The organism is Secundilactobacillus angelensis, from assembly GCF_012641075.1.
Lineage (GTDB): Bacteria > Bacillota > Bacilli > Lactobacillales > Lactobacillaceae > Secundilactobacillus > Secundilactobacillus angelensis.
On the sequence record NZ_JAAXLJ010000014.1, the window covers coordinates 37,882 to 60,319 of the forward strand.

Sequence of the window (22,438 nt, forward strand, 5' to 3'; positions counted from 1 at the left end):
TATGCATGGCTTAATTCTCTTGATCTTCCTTTTCATAACCTGGCGCAGTAAACCGCGGCATGGTTCTACCAGCAGTCGCTTCTTTATCAACGGCCAGCTGGGCAACTTGATTCAGATAGTTAAAGGGATAGTCAAAGTTAGGTTGGAACAGCATATCGACAAATGCTAAATCATCAATGGTGTTGTTATTTTGGATGGCGATTGAGACCGCATTTGCTGATTGGGTAATGTCGTGTTTGCTGAGCAACTGCGCTCCTAGAACACGACGGGTAGTCTTCTCATAGACCAGCACGATGACCAGGCGATCGGTGGAAGGCATATAGTCTGGCCGCCATGTTCCATCAAAGGTGACGCTATCTGCATCAATGCCGCGCTTAAGTGCATGCGTCAGTGTGAGACCAGTGGTTGCTAATGCGTTACCGTAGATTTTTAGAGCTGAACTAGCCTGTGTGCCAACGTAAGGATGGGTGTGTGCAAAAATATTATGAGCGACCAACGTTCCTTGCCGGATGGCGACACTTGCCAGTGGTGTGTAAGCCGATGAACCCGTTGGATTAAACCGCACCATGCAACAGTCACCAGCCGCGTAAATATCGGGATCCGACGTTTGTAGAAAGCGGTTCGTTAAAAATGAGCCGTGTCGTTCAATTTTGACTTGTCCTGATAATAGTGAAGTATTAGGAGTAAAACCGGTGCTGACGATTGCCATATCGGTCTTAAAATCGCCTTGGTTAGTTTCAATCGTAATCTGGTCAGTGTTATCATCACCGGTAAAGGCACTAACTTGCGTGTCTAAATGAACGTCCACATGATGTTCCTTTAATAGTTTAACTGCCCAATTGGACATACTGTCGTCGACATAGTTGTTCAAGACTTGAGAGCGAGCTTGAAAAACACTCACATGATGACCGGTTCCGGAAAGTGCTTCAGCAAATTCCACGCCGGAGTAACCAGCTCCAATAATGGCGATGTTGTGATATTCTTTGGACGCTTTATAGATGGCTTGGGCCTGCTGATAGTTCTTGCATAATAGAACCCGAGTGTTATCGATACCATAAAGAGGGGGGACCTTAACGGATGAGCCGGTAGTCATGATTAATTTATCATAAGTATCCTCGAAAACTTCTCCAGTTTCCATATTAGCAACTTGGATAGTATGTGCCTTGGCGTCAACCTTAAGGACATCGTGTCTGTCATGGACGGTCGCACCCATGTCTCTAAGTTCCTGGGGTGAAGAATAGAACATATCTTCAAGTTGTTTGACTTCACCCTCAAGATAAAGGGAAATGCCACAGGAGAGAAAAGAAAAGTTATCGGTGCGTTCATAAATCGTGAGGTCAGTTTCTGGATGGGTCTTCATAATTTCCGTTGCGGCAACTGTACCAGCATGAGTACAACCAATGATAATGACTTTCATACTTACAAACCCTCATTTCGTATACAAATTAGTGAATACTATCAGAATTTTAATGAATCCATAAAAAAGTATTTTATAAATGATATAATCAGACTTGAAAATAACCTTAGGGAGGAAACGTCGTGTACAGGTACTTTATCCAACCACAATTGAATAAATTTACTAATTCATTGATTGGCTACGAAATGTTAATTCGTAAGTACGATGATGAACACTGGCGTCTCCCGCAAAACTTTGCTGCCATTCCAGTGGATGAACAGATTGATTTATTGAAGAAAACTGCCCATCGAATTGGCTTGAAAGTTGGTTCTATTTCCTTTAATCTCAATCGGCGTCGGTTCATAGATCCCCACATGGAGGAAGCCTTGATTGGCGTCCAAAGTGAAATTTTCCCGGTTAAATTGATTATAGAGGTAACCGAGGAAGAAAGCGACCTGCAGGAACAAGTTCCCGATGAAAAAATTGCATTGAGTGCTAAACGCTATGCGGGAAAAGGTGTTCAGATTAGTTTAGACGATGTTGGGAGTGGTTGCAATACTTACGAACACATTAAACCACTCTTAGCATATGCGAATGAAATCAAATTTGCCATGCAGAACTTTCGTAACGAAAATAAAGAAAGCAAAATTGTTAGTCAACTCAAATTCTGGAAAATGATTGCCGATAAGTATCAGATTAGATTAGTGGTTGAAGGAACCGAGACTGAAGAAGAGGACCAATTACTGGATGATCTAGATTTACCTTATCGGCAAGGTTACTTTTATGGTAGACCACATCTTGTTAAATTGGAATAGTGAACAAAATGATTGACCAAAAGGCGATTACGAGTGAGAGATCACTGGTAACCGCCTTTTAGGTTAAAATGTTTTTACTTTTCCGTGGAATTTAACAAAGTATAGCAGTGTCATAATTGCTAGGAAGATAACTCCAACGATGATTGACACCCGAGTCTCTGGGTTAAAGAACATAAAGACTAATGTGACAAATAAGAAAGCGAGTGTCACGTAATTTGACCATGGAGACAGTGGCATTTTGAACGGATGGTTAGTCATTGAGTCTTGATGTTGCTTTCTGAATTCCAGTTGGCTGATCAAGATAACAATCCAAGGAATCATCCCGGGCAAGACACTAGAGCTGTACACCATAACGAATATGTTGTCGGCGTCCTTGAAGAAGTATGGTGCCACGAAGTCTAGGACAACACCCAAGAAGATCCCGAACGAAATTGCAATAACCGAATAGAATGGCACACCATGGCGATTTAGTTTTAAAAAGCGTTGCGGTAGTTGACCGTTGTTCGCTAGGGTGTATGACATTCGGCTGGCACTGTAAATACCAGAGTTAGAACCAGATAAGGCTGCCGTAATCACGACAAAGTTAATGATTGATGCAGCTGAAGTGATACCAACTTTTGCGAAAGTTTCAACGAATGGCGAGCCAACGTTATTCAACTGGTTCCATGGATAAATACTCAAGATCACAAAGATAGCACCAATGTAGAAAATCAAAATTCTAAAGACAGTTGAGCGAATTGCTTTAACTAGGGTTTGCTGTGGGTTTTCAGCTTCACCAGCCGTAACCCCAATCAATTCGATTCCTTGATAAGAAGCTAAAACAATCGATAAGGCAAAAATAAAGCCTTTAAAACCACCAGTGAAGAACCCGTGAGTCCACATGTTGGAAATACCAATAGGGTGGAGGTGATTGCCGATCCCAAGAACGATCACGCCAAGGCCAACAATAATCATCAGAATGATGGTGACCACCTTAATCAGTGCAAACCAAAATTCGAGTTCGCCAAACATCTTAACTGAAATTAAGTTGGCCAAACAAAGGAAGGTAATGGCAACGATACCTGGGACCCAGGCTGGTAGACCTGGCCACCAGAACTTGAAGTAGCCACCAATAGCAATCATTTCACTCATACCAACGATCACGAATTGGAAAATATTACTCCAAGCGGTCAAATAACCGGCTAACGGACTGATATATTCGGTAGCAAACTTTGAGAATGAACCCGTATCTGGATCAACATACAACATTTCCCCCAACGCCCGCATGATAAGATATAAGAAAATCCCTGCGATGGCATATGCAATCAATACAGATGGCCCGGTCCACTTAATGGTTGAAGTTGAGCCCATAAAGAGCCCGACACCAATCGTTCCGCCGAGCGCAATCATCTGCATCTGACGCGCACTTAATTTTCGTTTCATAATTTTTAATCCCTTTCACATAAAAATGGGGCTCCCCCAAGGATTGAACTAACGACCATTTTTATAAGCAATATGTATATTCGATCTTGTTATATCATGGCTGATGTTAGCTACGCCTCACTAATTTTTATTAGTTTTGTATGAGAATAATGTTACACGAAGTTGGATGCAAGTGCAAATTAAATCCTGATGATGAATAATTTTTCGTTTACTTATATCTGTTAGAGACATCACATCAAAGAAAATTGAAAAGTTGTAGAATAGGAAGAAACGACAGATGAAGGTGCAATATGATTGAACAACATCGGCTATGGCAGGACTTGAACTGGGTTTCCGTGGATCAGCCGGATACCCATGATTTTAATCGGTTAAGGGATACTTACCAAATTAAGAAAAAATACATTGGCTACATGCGTGATATTCGCGAACGAGCACGCTTCGACTTTGATACAGAAACTAAGTGCAGTCTGCTGATTTTTCGCTCTGTGAATCAGGGTGAAGAAGGACTAGATAGCGGTGAATACCTGGAAACAGTGCCATTTTGTATCCTAATTAAGGGTCAAGATTTGATTACCGTCACCCACCCGAGAAATACATACATCACTGATTTACTAAAAGAAGTGATTGATGATACCAAAAAGGATGACAAACAGCCCGCCGATACATTAATGACGATTGCCTTCAAGTTGATTTTTCGATTGAATGAAAATTATCTGGATCGAATTGATGATATGAATAAGGCGCGGGAATCATTGGAAACATTTCAGAAACGCCCTAGTAATAAACAAATCACTCAGTTATCTAATTTGGATAAACGGTTGGTGTATTTAAAGACAGCTGCAAATAACAACGTGATTGCGATTCGTCAACTTCAGGTGTTATCGGATGCGGATGATGATCCGTTAACGTTATCGGTTTCTGAGGTTCAACACTTGAAGGATCTAAGAGTCGAAGTTGAACAGAGCCGCGAAGTTGCTAATCTGGCGGCCGAAATTGCTGATCAAGTGGTCAGCACCTACAGCAACATTTTGGACAATAGTATTAACAACACGATGAGGCTTTTAACTGTGTGGTCTTTGGCACTGGCAATTCCGCCAATTGTTTCTAGTTTTTGGGGTCAGAACATGCCGTTACCACTGGCTAAAGAGCCGTGGAGTTGGGTCTTTTCGATTATTATTTCGGTTATTCCGATTGGATTGTTACTCTGGTATCTCAAAAAACATCATGATATTTAATTTAATTTCCCCTTGACGAATGAGAAAACGGGGTATATATTAAATTCATATTAATAAATGATGAGAAAAGCAAATGCGATGATAAGGAGAGTAGCTACTGGTGCATGCCAAGTGAGCCCCGCAAAGTGTGAAGGGGTGTTTGAGCCTTTAGTGAAAGTAGCCTTTGAGCAATGGATGCGATTAATGAGTGTCCATGGTGTATCCGCCTTACTGGATTAGCGTATCGTCCCGGGACTGTACGTGAAAGGTGTTTATCTGCGAAGATAGCACGAATTAAGGTGGTACAGCGCACACGCGCCCTTGATCAGGTGATGAACTTGGTCAGGGGCGCTTTTTCTTGTTAAATAAAAAATTGGAGTGTGATTTTAATGAAATTCGCAATGATTGGTGCAGGTGCAATGGGTTTACGTTATGGGATATTACTACAAGAAGCTGGCAATGACGTTACGTTTATTGATACGTGGCAGCCACACATTGATAAGATTCGCGAACAAGGTGGCGTATACGTTTCTCGTGATCATAAAGATCGCCATTTAGTACCGATTAAATTGGAAACACCCGAAACCTACCAAGGTGATCCCGACATGCTGATCTTCTTCACCAAGCAGATGCAGTTGGCTGGCTTCCTTGAACGCTGTGAACATTTCTTCAATGATAAGCAATACGCCTTTACCTGCATGAACGGGATGGGCCATATTGAAAAGCTGCAGCAGTACTTTGCTGATGACAAGATCATCGCTGGTACGGCACTCATTGCCACTGTTCTAAACGGCCCTGGTGACGTTGACTTCATGGGCAAACGCGGTGCTGGTAAGATGAACATGGCTAATTTAACCGAAAAACCCGATGAAATGACACACCGGCTATTCGATGAACTGGAGAAGGCGCAGATGCACCCGACCTTAACAACTAACTTCAAGGGTACTTTGATGACCAAAGTTATTTTCAACTCCGTTATTAACACACTGTGCACCATGTTTGAAATTCCAATGGGTGAACTTGGTAATTTTGAAAAAGCATATGACCTCGGCCGTCAGCTAATTGACGAAGCCTATGATATTTGTGCACGCGCCGACATCACACTCGTTTCGACTCGTGAAGAAGAAATGCACGCGCTAGACATTAACACTCGAATCGACATGCCATTACATTATCCATCCATGTACCAAGACATGATTCATGATCGCCCAACAGAAGTTGATTATATCAACGGCTATATCGCTAAACTAGGTTGGGAGCACCATTATGAAGCTAAAACCCACATTTTCTTAACTAATCTCGTTCATTTGGCAGAATATCACCGGGCAAATGAAAAGAAGGCACGTGATGCAGCTAAAGCTGAAGCGGCCGATGCCAAAGCAGCTCAAAGCGCATAAACTCCAAGTGGATGTATCGTGTAGATGTCAGCCATCCGCTGAAGGGTTTCAAAAAGCAACGATTTTTGTTTAAGCGTACCCGAGATTTCGATATAGAAAGAGTAGATCCCAATCTTTTGTCGGGTAGGCATGGACATGATGGTGACTAAGTTTAAATGCGTTTTGGCAAAGTAAGATAGAATTTGGTAAAGTACCCCAACTTCCTCGGTTGGTGGTGTAATAAAAAGTGCAGATTTGAATGAGGCAGACTCATCTTCAGCCGGTTGTGCAGGTAATTCCAGCACGGCCGGCTGTTTTTTAAATATAATGAAACGGGTGTTGTTAGCGTCTTGATCGGCAACGTTATCCATTGTGAACGGAAAGTCTTCAACGGCCAGTTGCGACTGTGGCATGATGGCCGCATCACCATCGATACCATCACGCAATTTTTCAACGGAGATCATGTTGCTAGAAGTGGTGATGATTTGGGCATTGGGTAATTGTGCCAGTAATTGTTGACACTGGCCTTCAGTTTTAAATTGGACGTAGATGCGTTTAATTTCAGCTAAATTGTGAACTTTGCCCGCCAGGCCGAAGTTCACTGGGACGGTGACCTCGCCGACCTCGGTAATATTGGCAACTTGCAGTCGTTGCAGTGTTGCTAGTACGAACCCATCTAACTGATTTTCTAAGGGTAACAAGCCTAAACCATCAGGAGTAACAGCTTGGTACACTTGATCAAAGGTATCGTGATAATCGATTTCAATATTCTCAATTGGGTGTAGTCTGAGATATTTTTGGGCAGCCGCATCCGCGAAGGTGCCAGCTGGGCCAAGGACAGAAAATTTCATTTTGAGCCTCCAGGGTCTTTTTGGTTGATTATAACTTAAACTGGCTACGAAGCGAAAAAAGATTGCGTGCAATTTAATTGTGATTTGAAACTATTCGTGGCACAATGGTTATATTAATAGGAGGAAATTGCGATGATCACTCTTAAGATGAGTCAAGATGTTCAGGCACGATTGAAGCGTCACATGACGGATGACAACGACCAATTAATTCTCGATTTTGATGATGGTGTTGGCGCTTATTCGAAGGTTGGCGTGTGCTCCTTAGATGTTAGCTTCCGCTTTTTGGTTGTTAGTAAACATGATGTTGATGCCATTTATGATGAAGCGTTGGATAGTCCCCTGGGTTCGGTGCTGATTAAAGGCTATGCCGATAACTATTTTGATGGAGCAACTGAGTTTAATTTAAACAAGTTTGGCCTTATTACCCTTAAAACAGCTTCCGGAATCATCGATACTAACGTTGAAATTTTGGATCATCCAGAAGCTGTTGTAGCATCCAAGTAAGTGTTTAATTGAATGAACCACTGAAAGACCGGTCCTTACTGGTCTTTTTTTGTGTTGTGAGTAATTTGTGTGCCATTTCTGAAAATATACTAAGAATATTCTAATTTACTTCATAAGCGTTTGCTATATTTAAATCATGAAAAACAGATGGATACCTTAGACCGGTGCCAGAATTAATAATCGACACCCTTCACCGTACCCACCAATCTAATATAAAGAGGTGCTACGATTATGAAAAACACGACAGATCTTAGAGGCGAACAAGCAGTGCGGTATAAGATGTACAAAGCCAAAAAACAATGGCTTGTAGCTGGTGCTATCTCAGTGGCGTTATTAGCCGGTGGTCATATCACAGCTCGAGCTGAAACTTCTGCCACTGCTGAAAGTAGTCCACCAACAAGCCAGACGCAAAGTGCAACTTCGACTGCGACTACAGAAACGACAACGCCTAGCGCGGATACGGTTGCCAGTTCAACACAAACGACACCAACAACTCCGGAGGCTGCTCCAGTTGAAAATACTCAAACTCCAGAAGTGGCTACTAGTACGGAGCCGGCAACTACACAGCAAACTACTCAGGCGAGTGAAAGTACAGTAGCAAGTACTACACCATCTACTAGTGCTCAAACTAGCACCCAAAGTAGTCCTGTACAAAGTAGTCCTGTAACTCAAACCACTACGTCTGGTACTACTGCCGAAACACCCAAGGCTGCTTCAACTACAGCAACAACCAGTAGCTCAGCGAAATCTGATACTGGAACTGCTGATAAGCAAACTGATACCAAGAAAGCAGAGACCAAAAAGGCCAATACAACGGAACCGGCTAAAGAGGTTAGCTTAGATCAACAAGCGGATAAAAGTACCCAAGTAGATGAAGTGGTTGATCCAGATGATGAGACTGAAATTGAAGATGTTTGGGTGAATCCGGGTGCTGATATTGATGAAAGTAAGTATGATAAAGGCTATATTAAGTACGATGAAGTGAAAGATGCAGATGAAGCTTTGCCGAATATTGAATATGGTCGGATTTTTGCCACTGAAAATGGTGAGGATGGTCCACTATACTACGGTTACAATGAAGAAGAAAAAGAATTTGTGGAAATAACGGATGAAAAAGACCTGGCTGAGATTCAGGAAGCTATCCGTGCAGGGGTGGTTACTCGAGACTATATGACAACTACTAACGTGCAAGAAGGTGAATTCTGGAAATTCTGGGGTATTCAGTCGGATAGGCTTCCGGATGGTTTCCCAGAGGATGGATTTTATGTGCTCACAAACTTCGAAACTAATTTCACCAAACCCGGTACAACTTTACCGGAAAATACAATTGTATCCACCGAGAGATTTTTTACGAAACTCTCTGATGGTAATTACTACTGGTATGATGCTGCAACTACTGAAAATCCTTTCCATGAACAAGTCAGCTCCGGTGATTTAGCTAAGATTATGGGCGGTGACAACTTTGAAATCCGATTGGCTACTACAGCAGAGTTAGAAAACTATGATCTTAGCCAAGGTGAAACGTACAACCAGTTTAAGATAATTCAAAGTAATACCTTACCTGGTTACGTAGGCGAAAGCTATTATCTGGAGAAAATCGACTTGGTAGATGAAGAGTTCAAACAACCTGGCAGTATGCAACCGGGCGATGGCTTTAATAAATACACTATTTACTTTGATGGGCAAGATTACTTTGAAGCTGAAGTGATTAAGCAGGAGGATTCTGAAGAAGATACTGTAAGACTTGTCAAACTTGAAGAAGGATCAGACTTGATCACCCGTTATCAGGCCGCAAAGCAGGCTCAAGCAGTCAAAAACACTCACTTAGCTGCGAGTCAAACCGAGGCGTTACAACAAGCCTTAACCAATAAACAATCCTTCGTTAAAATTGGTGACGACATTTACCAAATTCAGTTGAAACACAGTCTTGACGCGGTGCCAGTCGAAACCGATGAAGACGGTAATACCTCTAAAGTAGCGTATATCTCAATTCTTAAACCTAATGCCTTACCGGTAACTGAAACGAAGACGCCTACTCAGGCTGGAACAGATTTATTAGAAATCCAAGCTACTAATCCCGGGGTAGATGTGAGTTTATTTGACTACTGGGTGCTGAAAAATGCGGATGGTAGCGAAAATGAGAATCCTACTGGGATTAGTAATCTTGGAATTAATAATGGACATGACCTCAAATTCTCGATTGGAAGCGGTATTCCTTTCGATTGGAATAACTACAATTCTTCCAATATGACACAAGGTATTGTTCAGAAAACTCTGGATGAGGATGGTTTCCCTGTCTTAGCAGTTGGTAATACTAATGAATCACTGAAATATCTGTTTGATAATCAAGATGGCACCTACAAGAAGGTTGTTATTGACAATGAAAAAGTACCGATGTTTATCAGTGATGGTAACGGTGGTTATATGTTCAATAGTTACACCCAACATGCTGATTTTGAATCTGATACTAATTTGGAAAATGGTACCTGGAAGATGTATAACAAACCAAATAATCCAAATGGCGGCTTTGCTACAGATACCGGTGAATTTTTCCCACTGAATCATATCAGTGAATTCTTCGAAGCTGATGCAGATAGTGAAACTGGTTACGGCGATCCTAAGGCTTACGTAACTGGCTTTAATCAAGGCATGAACCACTACTTTGGTATGATGATGGAAACAAGTTATATTCATCCAGATGGTGGCATGGTGACTGATGAAGACGGTAATCTGGAACCTATGGTCTTCAATTTTAGCGGTGACGATGACTTTTGGCTCTTCATTGATGGTACGTTAGTATTAGATATTGGCGGTATTCATCAAGCAAGTCACGGCACAATCGACTTTGCTAATGATTTGATTACGTATATCACTAACACAGGTGTAGAAACAACAACAACTATCAGTCAGGCGTTTGAAGGTGTAGAAGTCGAAGAGGGTAAAGAGTGGAATGCCTCACAATCAGAACATACGATGAAGATGTTCTACTTGGAACGAGGCAATGATATTACCCACTTGAAGGTTGACTTTAATCTTCAGATTCCAGACTACTATCATGCTGACAAATATGAATACGGATATAAAGAAGGCGGAGTAGTCAAACAATATACGTATGGTGAAAGTAATGAAACTCTTTCCTATACTATCCCAACGCAGTTCCTGTACGGTGTGCATGATAAATACGGTGTTCAATGGACACCAAAGGATACTGACCCAACGCCTCCAAACCCTCCAATTGTTGTTCCTCCGATTGTAACGCCTACTCCAGATCCAGATCCGACACCGACACCAACGCCGGATCCAGATCCAGAAGACGCCCATACGCCTGATGTTGACCCTGATACTGAGGTTGATCCAGTGACACCAGCTGTACCTGAAGATTCTGCACATACACCGGCAACACCAGCAGGATCAGTGACTCAAGTAGTTGCGCCAGCTGCTGATGCGAAAGCGGCTCAAACGACGCCAACCGCAGCCGAGACTTCAGCTACTCCTGATGACACGCAAAAGATGGCAAGTAGCATGCTGCCTCAAACAGGTGAAACAACTGACCATGTCGGTTTACTAGGCTTAATGATGGTTGGATTGACAGGACTGTTAGGACTCTTCGGACTAAAAAAGAAGAAAGAGCAGTAAACAATATTAAAGATTGAAAGCGGTATTAATGATTAGAAGGCACAAAATAAAAGTTAGGTTATCAGTCATTTAACTGGTAACCTAACTTTTTACTTTTCCCTAACTAGACGTTTAAGACTTTATCCAGGAAACTTTGGAGCCGTGGATCTTTTGGATGATTGAAGATTTCATCAGGAGTTCCTTGCTCTTGAATATTACCGTCTTCAACAAAGACAACACGGTCGGCCACTTCTTTTGCGAAGCCCATTTCATGGGTAACAACGATCATGGTCATCCCTTGTTTGGCCAGTTGTTTCATGACTGCCAACACGTCACCGACCATTTCTGGGTCGAGAGCGGATGTTGGTTCGTCAAACAACATCACATCAGGGTTCATAGCCAAGGCGCGGGCGATGGCCACCCGTTGCTGCTGGCCACCTGACAGTGATTGAACAGTTGCATTGTATTTGGATTCCAGACCGACTTGAGCCAATAACTCTTTGGCTTGCTTGGCTGCTTCTTCCTTGGTGGCCTTCTTTAATTCGATGGGGGCCAACATAATGTTTTCACTAACGGATAAGTTACTGAACAGGTTGAAGTGTTGAAACACCATCCCGATGTTTTCACGGATCTTGTTGATGTCCGTTTTTGGATCTGCAATATCCGTGTCATCGATAACGATTGAGCCGCTGGTTGGCGCTTCTAGCCGGTTTAGGTTTCTGAGAAAAGTACTCTTGCCAGAACCTGATGGGCCAATCACCACAACAACTTCATTATCATGGACTTCCATGTTGATCCCTTTGAGGACTTTATTATCACCGAAGTTTTTAATTAAATTGCTTACTTTTACTTTGATTTTTGTGTTCATAGGCGTACTCTCCTTTGAACCCAGTTAGATAGCCATGTTAACAGGGTAATGACGATCAAATAAATGATGGCGACAATCGTCCAAACCTTGAACCCTTCTAGATTACGGGCAATGATGATCTTACCGGTTTGGGTCAATTCAATAATTCCGATAATTGATAGGATCGAAGTGTCTTTCAAGGTAATAATGAATTGGTTAATAAACGATGGCACCATGATCCGGATACCTTGAGGAAGAATAACACGGCGCATAGCTTTGCCAAATGGTAGTCCCAAACTGCGTGCAGCTTCCATTTGACCATCATCAACCGCGTTGATACCGCCCTTAACAAAAGCCGCGATATAGGCACCTTCGTTGAACATTAAGGTGATAATACCAGCGAGGAAGGCGGGAATCTTTTGACCGGTTAAACTTGGAATCCCGGTATAGATGAATAGTGCTAACACCAGTAGAGGCAGACCACGGAAAATATAAATTAACGTCGTAGAGATACCGTTGCAAAATTTACTTGGAACAACCCCCAATAATCCAACGATGACACCAAAGAGGGTAGCAAAGAAGATGGCAACGATAGTTAACCAAACCGTTTGTTTAAATCCGCTTAACAACGCACCTTTGTTTTGTTTGAGTAACCCGATGAAGGTTCGATCTGAAGTCGTGTCTGAACTGCCCTTCGCACCAAGGTAGTGTTTTGTGATTCGGGCGTATTCACCATTGGCTTTTAAGTCGGCAAGACCATTGTTAAACATTCGTAGTAACTTTTGGTTGTGGCCTTTTTTAACAGCGAAGCCATAGGGACCGCTTAATGCGGGTTTGGTGTAGATCTTCAACTTAGTTCCTTGTCGAATTGCGTACTTCATAACGGGTGAATCTTCGAAGCAGGCTGCTGAGTTGCCAGTGAGCACGTCCTGATACATATCGTTAGATTCATCAAAAGTCACAATTCTGAAGCCGTACTTCTTGTGCATGCTCTGTGCGTACTGCGCACCGGAAGTCCCAGTTTTAACGGCAACCCGTTTACCACGTAATTGGTTGAGACTGGTGATTTTGCCGTTGGGCTTAGCTGCCATAACAACTCCTGACATGAAGTAAGCTTTTGAAAAATCGAAGGTTGCTTCACGTTCCTTAGTAATGGACATCCCAGCAATGACACCATCCATTTGCCCAGACTGAACACTTTGGACCGCGGCGTTAAAACTAGTGGGCTTAATGTTTACTTTGAAGCCCTGATCCTTGGCGATTGCGTGCAGGAGATCGATATCGATACCAACGTACTTGTTATGACTGTTAGCAAACTCAAAGGGTGGAAAAGTGGAATCGGTCGCTACCTGGTACGTTGTTTCGGCGTTTGCAGGCGTGACACTAAAACTGACGGCTACAAAAAAGGAAAACAAAACGACTAAACCACTCATAATCGACTTTAGTCTATATTTCATATTATTCCTCCTCAAGGACATGTAATAAAATCTAACATATGATTATGAGAATATCATAACAACAAAATAACGAAATGTTAATACTATTTCTGAAAATAAATTTAATTTTCTGAAAAATAATTCGCACCGATTATTTCACGAGAAATGAAATTGCTAAAAGGATAAGCTGATACAACGGGATTTGTTGACTAATCAACATTATGTAAATATTCGCCACAATCATAAATATTCCTATTATTTAGGGATTTTGAAGCGATCATTGAAAACGGATGAAAACGATTATCTCATTTAATTTAATAATATCTAATTTAATTCTAATATTAAAAAATATGTTCTCTTTATGTGGGTTATGTTTTCTAACATATCCATCAAATTGGAATCTATTTGCCAGTTATCCGGTGGTTTATCTGCATTTGCAACCGTATATTAATTGTGTTTTAATTGAATTTTAATAGGGCTTTTAAATTATACATAGTATTCGTTGAGGAGGAATTTGGTTTGAGGTTTGAAGAATCGAAAGTATTGCAACATTTACCAAAACAATTTTTTGCTAATTTAGTTGCCAAGGTTAACGCTAAGGCGGCTTCTGGAGCCGACGTCATCAATTTGGGACAAGGTAATCCAGATCAGCCCACCCCTGATTTTATTGTGAAAGCAATGCAGGAGGCGACTGCGGATCCTGCTGACCATAAGTATTCACTATTTCGTGGGATGCCACGATTTAAGCAGGCTGCCGCTGATTTTTATAAACGGGAATATGATGTCGATCTTGATCCTGAAAAAGAAGTGGCCATTCTCGGTGGTTCCAAGATCGGGTTAGTTGAATTACCGTTTGCCTTATTGAATCCCGGCGATACCATGCTGTTACCCGATCCGGGTTATCCGGATTATCTATCTGGCGTGGCATTGGCACAGGTTAAATTGGAACTGATGTCGCTGTCAGCTGATCAGCATTACTTGCCGGATTATCAGAAACTAGACCCGAATGTGGTTGAACAGGCAAAGCTCATGTATCTCAATTATCCGAACAACCCGACTGGGGCAGTTGCCACATCAGAGTTTTACGAGGATACGGTCAAGTTTGCTAACGAACATCACATTGGCGTAGTACAGGATTTTGCGTACGGTGCCATTGGGTTTGATGGTAAGCGACCGATTAGCTTCCTACAGACACCGGGTGCTAAAGATGTTGGGATTGAAACCTATACACTTTCTAAGTCATATAATATGGCTGGCTGGCGGGTTGGTTTTGCGGTGGGTAACTCTGATATGATTGAAGCAATCAATCTTATTCAAGATCACCTCTTTGTCTCACTGTTCCCAGCAATTCAAGATGCTGCTGTTGCAGCGTTGGATAGTGACCAGTCATCAGTAAAATCATTGGTGGCACTCTATCAAAAGCGACGTGATGAGTTTTATGCCGCAGCTCGTAAAATCGGTTGGGAACCTTATCCATCTGGTGGTGCTTTCTACGCTTGGATGCCCGTACCCAAGGGATACACTAGTGAAGAGTTCGCAGATCTGCTGTTGGATAAAGCAGCCGTTGCAGTGGCACCAGGTACTGGTTTTGGTAAGAGCGGCGAGGGTTTCGTCCGGGTAGGCCTGCTGATTGACGAGCCAAGGTTCACAGAAGCGTGTGAACGGATTGGGGAGCTGGGATTGTTTTAGAGAGTGTGAAGCGAGGCAGAGTGTGAAGCGAGGCGCTTCGTCCCAGAATATAAGATAAAAGAAAGGTGTCTCAGACGATTTTCCTGAGGCATCTTTCTTTTATCTTATATGGCCGGGGCGTGCCGAGCTGAACACGTTTAGTCTAGATGGGATAAATGAACCAATTTCCGGTCTCAGACGGTTTTCCTGAGGCATCTTTCTTTTATCTTATATGGCCGGGGCGTGCCGAGCTGAACACGTTTTTCAATCTGAGTTTAAAAAAATACGATGCACCCAACCGTCACAGCAGTTGACATGCATCGTATTTAATCCCTGTAAATCATTTCAATTCCCTATAATATAGAAGCTTTTTGTAAATTATTACCGGTTCACGTGTAGTAGCACGGCGCCCATACCCTTATCGAATGTGGCTTTCCAATCCCCTTTGGTCAGTGATTCTGGTAGTAGGAAGGTACCGCTCGATACCCGTTGGCCAGCTTTCATCGGCATGCCTTGTTCGTCTAGCTTTTTAACGAGCCATTGTAGTGAGTTTAGTGGGTTACCAAGGACTTCTGAGGCTTGGCCATCCTTAAGCTTTTTGCCATCGTGGAAGAGTTCGCAAGTTACGTTAGCGAGGTCGTCTGGTTTGTCGAAAAGCTTATCTGTATCATTCTCTTCGCCATAAACGACGTAACCACCAACGGCTGCATCAGCCATGACCATATACTTAGATAGGCTTGGGAACCAATCGCTGAACCGTGAATCTGGTACTTCAACGGCGGGGGCAACGGTTGTTTTGTGGAAGAGATCCTCTAGTGAATCGCTTGCTGAAAGGTCTTCTTTAGCCGTAAACATCATTTCGACTTCAGCCAGTGGATCCATCACATCATTGGCATTAACAGTATGAGGTGATTTAACAAAGTGACTCTTCACTTGGGCACCATATAGTGGGCTGTCTGAGTCAAACATGTCTTGGGTCTGCTTGCTGGTTAGTGAGACCTTGTAGCCGCCAACAGCTTCCTTTTTGTCTTCAGTTAGCTGACGTTGTACGCGATAGGCAGCGTCTTCGCTGTCGGCATAACCGGTGTAGTCAGCTTCCGTTAGTGGCTTGTGGCTAGTGTATGCATCGAATAGAGCCTGTGCTAGTTTAGCTTCTTTTTCTGATAATGATTGTTTGCTTAATACTTGTTCACTCATGGGCGAGACCTCCAAAATTTATGTTTAATATGTGATAGATGTTGAAACTATGTGCTGAAACAATATGTGGTGATGCTATATGCTGACACGCTATGTTGTAAAACTATGTGTAACCGATGTTTCAATATGTGTTGAGAAATCTAGTAAAGCTTATGTGTGACCCGCCCTAAATAGGTGGGCTCAATGAGAAATTGCACTTCATTCACGCTGTAAAAGCTAATCTTATGTGTAATCTGAATGTCGCTATCGTCTGAACTCTTAATGCCAACTTCCAATTGCCCTCACCACCTTTAATGTTATATTTAAATTCAGGAAACGAAAAAGCGTCCTTAATCGCAATCTGGTTGCGATTAAGGACGCTTTCACGTGGTACCACCTTAGTTTATAATCTCATTACTGAAATTACCTTTCACGTACAGCATAAATGCGATACGTTTGGCACGATAATGGGTGCTCCCAATGTGTTCTACTACGACTGAGTCGATTCGGCACACAGCTCGGAGATGATCATTACCACCATTCGTCATTGCCTTTCACCGACCGGCAACTCTCTATATCCGAAATGACGTTAATGTTTCTCGTCAGCGCTTTTCATCTGAATTTAATGATTGTGATTAATTTACACCCAGTTTTTGGGGTTGTCAACGATAAAATGTGAAAAAGATTAAAGAATATCTCATAACCACACGTGGCTCTAATGTTATAGAGAATTCAAACTTTTTTTGAAAAAACTCAACGGCCGGATTAATAAACAGCTATTAGACAGTATGGTATACTTTGTACACATTCAGAATTGAACTATTAAATAACTTACAATCAAAGTGGGGATAAAACTGTGAAACCTTCTAAATTTCTATTTGGGGCAACAATTGGGTTAGCTGCCGGTTTGTTAGCCTTATACTATAAACGGGACAAAACTGTGCAAGCACCAACGAGGAAGCCGAATACTAAAGTGTTTGACGATTTTTCAGCCGTTGATTTAGGTGAATTTACGGATCACCTGACTTTAGCGGCGGCGGATCAGACTGCTTTAGTATTAGAACAACGGGATAATGAGTACGTTAACGAGGGGAGTTTGACGACACCGGCGTTTGATTTGCCGCAATTTAAAAACCTGGTTGCGTCGTGGAATGCACTGACGCCTATGGGCACCGCTGTGGAAGTCGAAGCTCGGATAAGTCGGGGTGAGCGCTGGTCGGCATGGCATAGCTGGGGTCACTGGTCAACAACGTCTCTCAGCGGTAGTGTCAAGCAGGATAAACAAGATCTGCTGGCTGGTATTGACACGGATACGCTGACGGTCAAGGACGGCGTTGGCACACAGGCTCAATTGCGGGTGCATTTATACACTGAAAATCCACAACAGACGCCAGTTCTAAAATTAGTGGCAGCTAGTGTTAAACCGGTTCATCAAGATTTAATGGTGGATGAACATGCTGTTACTGTGGATAAGGTCGTCACTGCACCAGCGTATTCACAGGAGATTCGAGATCCCAAGTTGGCACCAGGTATTTGCAGCCCAACAACGATTTCCATGGCGCTTAATCGGCAGAATGCGGATATTTTACCAGAAGAACTTGCCTTGCATAATTTAGACACAACCTATGATGGGTTTGGTAACTGGTCATTTAGTACCGCTGCGGCTGGTAGCATGGGTTATCGGGCGTACGTCGCTTATACCAACTTGGATGGGTTACGCCGGCAAATCTTGGCTGGTTATCCAGTGGGCGTCAGTGTTCAGTATACTAATGATCCAGACAACGGTGAATTACCATACGTGGAAAATGCCTTTGGGGATACCGTTGGACATTTATTACTCGTGACTGGGTTTACAACGCTAAATGGTGTTGATTATGTTGCGGTTAATGATTCGTATGCCGATAGTAACGAAGACGCCAAGCGACTCTACCGCCTTGAACAATTCAGTGAAGCTTGGCATTCTCGCGTTGCTTATATGATTGGCGGTAATTACCGAGGTTACGAACGGCTCATGCAGCCTAATCGAGAGTCAGTTGCACTAGTCGCTAACGACGATCGTACTGCCTTTAGCCTTCAATTGGCAGATGAAACTATTACGATTACTCCGGAAATGATTAATCAAACTGAACCGTTTGATCAAAATACAACAACAATTGCCTACACCGTCGATGACGGCGGTCAGTATGATACCACAGCGCAACAGCATTTTGATTACGCTCAAACAGATGAATCGGGTCGAATCCAGTTGGATATTGCGGCAATCAAGCAGGCTCACCCAAGTGCAACTACCTTGACAGTTTACGTTATCAGAATGGTGGCACCAACCTTGGTAGGGTCAATTTCACTGGCTGATCAAAATGACTGAATTTCAGCCCGCTTTAGCTGAGAATTATACGACTGCTAACCGGCCAACTGATGTGAACATTCATTACATCGTTATTCACGCGACCGAGCTGTCCTATCAAGAGACGATTGACCGGTTTCAAAGTTCCAATCACGTTAGCGCCCACACGGTTATTCGGCAGCAAGACGGGCATCGAGCTGAGATGGTCGCACCAGAAAATATTGCTTGGCACGCGGGTAACTGGGACATCAACTGCCGATCACTAGGAATTGAGCAGGAAGCTTACGTCGAAGATGATGCGAGTTACACTGCGGCAATGATAGACGCATTGGTCACTCAAATCTTAGAGTGGTCGCAGCGTTATAAAATCCCATTAAATCGGGCACATTTACTTGGTCACGATAACGTTCCCGCGCCAACCCCAGAAGCCGTTGCCCAAATGCATGTGGATCCCGGCTGGTACTTTGACTGGGAAAAATTATTTTTGAAACTGGGGATTACAGCTGATCCTTATTCACCGGTGAAAGTCGGTCAAGGCATTAGAATTACCAGCAACTATGCAGACTTATTGCAACAACCGTCAACTAATAGTCAGAAGATTGGCAGTGGAGTTGACAAAATGTCTCACCGTGTGAGTTATGGGCAAGAGTTCGTTTGCGTGGCTCAACAAGGTGATTGGATCGCCATTATTTTTGACGGTCAACAAGCTTGGCTGAGACGATCTCAAGTTGTCGGTGTGCAGCGACCAATTTTAACGGTTGGCGATAAACCGCTGGCATTGTACGGGTCAACCCAGCTTGGTGCGCCTGCAATCGCCACTTTGGTTTCTGGCGAACAATACGTTATTTCAGATCAATTAGCCGGGATAAAAACTACTGATGCCATGGGCCACTTAACTGCCGAAACCACCGGTAACTTGTTCGACCAGATCTGGTATAACCATCGGATTGGTTACGTGAAGGTAAGCAAAAAATAATTTTCTTCGTTTCAAAGCTTGTTCCGACGCGGTTTTTAGTTGCTTTAAATTAAAACTAAATGAAAAAAACATTTGACTTTTATGGCAAAGAGAAATAAATTGGAAATCGTTGAAAGCAGTTAACGCAAATTAAATAACAAACGTGATGACAAGAAACATCATAACCGTGATCAAACCAGAGAGTCTTTGATAGGTGGAATGGAGACATGAGTGAGGCTATGACTATCATCTTCGAGCGGTCGGGGCCAAGTTAAAACTGAGTCCAGACTGGGAGGCGCCCATTAAAGCGCCAGTCTATCGCTATTATTGTATAGCCGTAGATTGAAAGGCTTAACGTGTGAACGTTGAGCGATGATAGGTGGTACCGCGGAAACGCCCTATGGAGATTAGTTCTCCGTAGGGCGTTTTTGTTATTTAATCAACTTAACTAAAAATTTTATTTGAGGTGATTTGGATGCAACAAGGGAGTCGAATCGTAACGTTGGATAATGGTTTTCATTTGTTCACCCGCACTGTGGGACAAGGGGATGTCAATCTGCTGTGTGTGCATGGTGGACCAGGTGGTACTCATGAAGAGTTCGAGGATTTTGCTGATCACCTGAAGGATCACAATGTGAGAGTTTCCATGTATGATCAGTTAGGGTCGTTCTACTCAGACCAGCCTGATTATACGCAGCCTGAGAATCGAAAATACCTGACCATCGATTATTATTTGTCAGAGTTAGAAGAGGTCCGAAAAAAATTGGGCTTGGATCAGTTTTACTTGCTGGGTCATTCGTGGGGTGGTTTATTAGCACAGGAATACGCTCTCCATTATCCAGAACACCTAAAAGGGTTGGTCATCATGAGTATGATCGATAACCTGGATGAATACATAGTCAACGTGAATCGTGAACGTGAAGAAACGTTGACACCAAGACAAGTTCGGTACATGAAGGAAGTTGAAACGGATAAGCGCTTTGATGATCCTAAGTACCGGGAATTAGTTGATGTTTTGAACCGGAATTTTGCCATGCGTCATCCCGAAAATGGCTTTCGGCACAACGTCCAAACCATGGCGACACCGGTTTACAACTATTTCCAAGGTGACAACGAGTTTGTGATGGTGGGTAAGCTAACTGAATGGGATCGTCGGGCCGACACACATAAGATTAAAACACCGACGTTACTGACTTTTGGCGATCATGATACCATGCCGCTGGATGCGGCTGAACGGATGCATCGAGAAATTGAAAATTCGCGGTTAGTTTATACACCAGATGCTGGTCATTGTCACAGTACCGACAATCCGAAAGCCTTTTTCCACACACTGGGAGAGTTTTTGGATGACGTAGAATCACATAGTTTTAAGGAAACACAAGAAGTAGGGGGCCATACATATGCGGAAAAATAAAGTTTTATTAGGCGGTTTAGCATTAACATTATCAGTTGTTTTAGCAGCTTGTTCTAGCGCAAATGGGAAGTCAAGCGACAGCAGTACCAGTAACAATACGGACAAAATTTCACTGATGCAAAATAGCGATTTGGTTTCATTGGACAATTCGAACTACGCGGATCTCACCATGTGGAACGTTTTGGAAAACAGTTTCGAAGGGCTGTACCGTCAGGATAGCAATAACAAAGTTGCTCCTGGGATCGCGGAGTCAGTGGTTAAACCAACGAACAATGGTAAGACCTATACATTCCATCTGCGGACTAACGCTAAGTGGAGCAATGGTGATGATGTCACGGCCGAAGATTTCGTTAAGTCGTGGCAACGATCAGTTTCGGACAAGTCTAAGTCGGGCTATAACTACATCTTCTCCGGTATCCAAAATGCTGATAAAATCAGTAATGGTAAAATGTCACCCACTCAGTTAGGCGCCAAGGCAGTTAATGCCCATACCTTGCAGGTCAACCTGGAACACCCAATGCCATACTTCAGTAAGATGATGATTTTGCCAGCATTCTTCCCGCAGGATACAAAAGTAGTTCAGAAGTACGGCAGCAAGTACGGCACTAACTCTGACCGGCTCGCTTCCGATGGCCCATTCAAAGTAACCGGTTGGAACGGGACTAATGACAACTGGAAACTGGTCAGAAACAGCCACTACTATGATTCTAAAGCAGTTCATCTAAAGGAAATCGATATGCAAGTGGTCAAGGATGCTAACACGGCCCATAATCTATTTGCCAAAGGTCAGCTTGACGATGCCACGATTACAGGTGTCACCGCACAAGGCTTGCAGAAGGATAAGGACTTAAGACACGTCCAAAAAGCAGGGACTTACTATGTACGGTTGAATAACAAATCTGGACATCCATTTAACAACGAGAAGCTGCGTCAAGCTGTTTCGTTGGCCGTTGATCGTAACCATTTGACGAAGGATGTTCTGGCGGATGGTTCAAAACCAGCTTATACGTACGTGGCACAAGGTTTGGCAACTGACCCAACAACTGGCAAAGACTTCGCAACTGAAATGGAACCTAAGGAAACCTATAACGTTGCCAAAGCCAAGGAACTCTGGAAGCAGGGGGTGAAGGAAGCTCACTTAAAGGGCACGGTTAACTTGAGTCTTGTTGGCCTTGATGACACGTCCTATAAGAACGTCGCTCAATATCTTCAAGGAACGCTGCAACAGAACTTAGGTAACGTTAAAGTCAGCACCGAGAACCTACCATCGAAAGCGGCAAGCAGTAAAGAAACGAGCGGTCAATTCGATTTTGATCAAACGCTATGGTTGGCAGATTTCGGTGACCCAGAGAACTTCTTCTCTATCTTGACGAAGGATAACCCTCAAAACTACGCGCATTATGAA

General features: G+C 43.0%; 16 protein-coding genes and 1 other annotated feature. Of the genes, 10 read left to right on the plus strand and 6 right to left on the minus strand.

The features are described 5' to 3' along the window. Positions 1-10: 10 nt before the first annotated feature. A complete protein-coding gene (locus HC026_RS08360; protein ID WP_168925535.1) occupies positions 11-1,417 on the minus strand; it encodes an FAD-dependent oxidoreductase in 1,407 nt (468 codons plus the stop codon). Between the two features lie 122 nt (positions 1,418-1,539). Here HC026_RS08360 and HC026_RS08365 point away from each other — a divergent pair, with 122 nt between their 5' ends. Continuing rightward, entirely contained in the window at positions 1,540-2,211 is a 672-nt protein-coding gene (locus HC026_RS08365; protein ID WP_168925536.1) for an EAL domain-containing protein, read from the plus strand. A 63-nt stretch (positions 2,212-2,274) separates the two neighbouring features. Here HC026_RS08365 and HC026_RS08370 read toward each other — a convergent pair whose 3' ends face one another. Beyond that, a complete protein-coding gene (locus HC026_RS08370; protein WP_168925537.1) occupies positions 2,275-3,633 on the minus strand; it encodes an amino acid permease in 1,359 nt (452 codons plus the stop codon). Positions 3,634-3,923: 290 nt separating this feature from the next. Here HC026_RS08370 and HC026_RS08375 point away from each other — a divergent pair, with 290 nt between their 5' ends. Next, positions 3,924-4,868, plus strand: a complete 945-nt coding sequence (locus HC026_RS08375; protein WP_168925538.1) for a magnesium transporter CorA family protein — start codon at positions 3,924-3,926, stop codon at positions 4,866-4,868. 368 nt (positions 4,869-5,236) lie between these two features. Beyond that, complete coding sequence (locus HC026_RS08380) at positions 5,237-6,244, plus strand: ketopantoate reductase family protein (RefSeq protein WP_168925539.1); 1,008 nt, start codon at positions 5,237-5,239, stop codon at positions 6,242-6,244. Here the strand turns inward: HC026_RS08380 and HC026_RS08385 are convergent. Next, positions 6,232-7,074, minus strand: a complete 843-nt coding sequence (locus tag HC026_RS08385; RefSeq protein WP_168925540.1) for a prephenate dehydratase — start codon at positions 7,072-7,074, stop codon at positions 6,232-6,234. The genes HC026_RS08380 and HC026_RS08385 overlap by 13 nt on opposite strands. A 132-nt stretch (positions 7,075-7,206) precedes the next feature. On the opposite strand from HC026_RS08385, the gene HC026_RS08390 reads away from it, so the two are divergent. Beyond that, complete coding sequence (locus HC026_RS08390; RefSeq protein WP_168925541.1) at positions 7,207-7,578, plus strand: iron-sulfur cluster biosynthesis family protein; 372 nt, start codon at positions 7,207-7,209, stop codon at positions 7,576-7,578. 231 nt (positions 7,579-7,809) lie between these two features. Then, positions 7,810-11,214 (plus strand): KxYKxGKxW signal peptide domain-containing protein, encoded by a 3,405-nt coding sequence (locus HC026_RS08395; protein ID WP_168925554.1) that lies wholly within the window; start codon positions 7,810-7,812, stop codon positions 11,212-11,214. Between the two features lie 103 nt (positions 11,215-11,317). Here the strand turns inward: HC026_RS08395 and HC026_RS08400 are convergent, their stop codons facing one another. Both HC026_RS08400 and HC026_RS08405 read right to left on the minus strand, forming a co-directional pair. Then, on the minus strand, positions 11,318-12,061 hold the full coding sequence (locus HC026_RS08400; RefSeq protein ID WP_168925542.1) for an amino acid ABC transporter ATP-binding protein: 744 nt from the start codon (positions 12,059-12,061) through the stop codon (positions 11,318-11,320). After that, positions 12,058-13,497: an amino acid ABC transporter substrate-binding protein/permease gene (locus tag HC026_RS08405; RefSeq protein WP_168925543.1), complete on the minus strand. Its 1,440-nt coding sequence runs from the start codon at positions 13,495-13,497 to the stop codon at positions 12,058-12,060. Before HC026_RS08405 ends, HC026_RS08400 begins: the two co-directional genes overlap by 4 nt. 498 nt (positions 13,498-13,995) lie before the next feature. Here HC026_RS08405 and HC026_RS08410 point away from each other — a divergent pair, with 498 nt between their 5' ends. Continuing rightward, positions 13,996-15,165 carry a pyridoxal phosphate-dependent aminotransferase gene (locus tag HC026_RS08410; protein WP_168925544.1) on the plus strand — a complete coding sequence of 390 codons (1,170 nt, stop codon included), beginning with the start codon at positions 13,996-13,998 and terminating at the stop codon, positions 15,163-15,165. A gap of 360 nt (positions 15,166-15,525) precedes the next feature. Here HC026_RS08410 and HC026_RS08415 read toward each other — a convergent pair whose 3' ends face one another. Continuing rightward, the gene (locus HC026_RS08415) at positions 15,526-16,341 is read right to left on the minus strand and encodes a 2-keto-4-pentenoate hydratase (RefSeq protein ID WP_168925545.1); all 816 of its coding nucleotides are present in this window, start codon (positions 16,339-16,341) and stop codon (positions 15,526-15,528) included. Between the two features lie 349 nt (positions 16,342-16,690). After that, positions 16,691-16,935, minus strand: a binding site (T-box leader). Between the two features lie 241 nt (positions 16,936-17,176). Here HC026_RS08415 and HC026_RS12985 point away from each other — a divergent pair. The 4 genes from HC026_RS12985 to HC026_RS08435 all read left to right on the plus strand — a co-directional run. After that, positions 17,177-18,685, plus strand: coding sequence for a C39 family peptidase (locus tag HC026_RS12985; RefSeq protein ID WP_211089456.1), 1,509 nt, complete (start codon positions 17,177-17,179; stop codon positions 18,683-18,685). After that, complete coding sequence (locus tag HC026_RS08425; protein WP_168925546.1) at positions 18,678-19,640, plus strand: N-acetylmuramoyl-L-alanine amidase; 963 nt, start codon at positions 18,678-18,680, stop codon at positions 19,638-19,640. The genes HC026_RS12985 and HC026_RS08425 overlap by 8 nt, the downstream gene beginning before the upstream one ends. 454 nt (positions 19,641-20,094) lie before the next feature. After that, a complete protein-coding gene (locus HC026_RS08430) occupies positions 20,095-21,033 on the plus strand; it encodes a proline iminopeptidase-family hydrolase (protein WP_168925547.1) in 939 nt (312 codons plus the stop codon). Beyond that, on the plus strand, positions 21,020-22,438 hold a 1,419-nt coding region (locus HC026_RS08435; protein ID WP_168925548.1), incomplete at its 3' end, for a peptide ABC transporter substrate-binding protein. The genes HC026_RS08430 and HC026_RS08435, both read left to right, overlap by 14 nt.

Coding starts and splice junctions, on each gene's coding strand:
- HC026_RS08360 (WP_168925535.1), bottom strand. CDS start 1,417: ATGAAAGTCATTATCATTGGTTGTACTCATGCTGGTACAGTTGCCGCA.
- HC026_RS08370 (WP_168925537.1), bottom strand. CDS start 3,633: ATGAAACGAAAATTAAGTGCGCGTCAGATGCAGATGATTGCGCTCGGC.
- HC026_RS08375 (WP_168925538.1), top strand. CDS start 3,924: ATGATTGAACAACATCGGCTATGGCAGGACTTGAACTGGGTTTCCGTG.
- HC026_RS08380 (WP_168925539.1), top strand. CDS start 5,237: ATGAAATTCGCAATGATTGGTGCAGGTGCAATGGGTTTACGTTATGGG.
- HC026_RS08385 (WP_168925540.1), bottom strand. CDS start 7,074: ATGAAATTTTCTGTCCTTGGCCCAGCTGGCACCTTCGCGGATGCGGCT.
- HC026_RS08390 (WP_168925541.1), top strand. CDS start 7,207: ATGATCACTCTTAAGATGAGTCAAGATGTTCAGGCACGATTGAAGCGT.
- HC026_RS08395 (WP_168925554.1), top strand. CDS start 7,810: ATGAAAAACACGACAGATCTTAGAGGCGAACAAGCAGTGCGGTATAAG.
- HC026_RS08400 (WP_168925542.1), bottom strand. CDS start 12,061: ATGAACACAAAAATCAAAGTAAAAGTAAGCAATTTAATTAAAAACTTC.
- HC026_RS08405 (WP_168925543.1), bottom strand. CDS start 13,497: ATGAAATATAGACTAAAGTCGATTATGAGTGGTTTAGTCGTTTTGTTT.
- HC026_RS08415 (WP_168925545.1), bottom strand. CDS start 16,341: ATGAGTGAACAAGTATTAAGCAAACAATCATTATCAGAAAAAGAAGCT.
- HC026_RS08425 (WP_168925546.1), top strand. CDS start 18,678: ATGACTGAATTTCAGCCCGCTTTAGCTGAGAATTATACGACTGCTAAC.
- HC026_RS08430 (WP_168925547.1), top strand. CDS start 20,095: ATGCAACAAGGGAGTCGAATCGTAACGTTGGATAATGGTTTTCATTTG.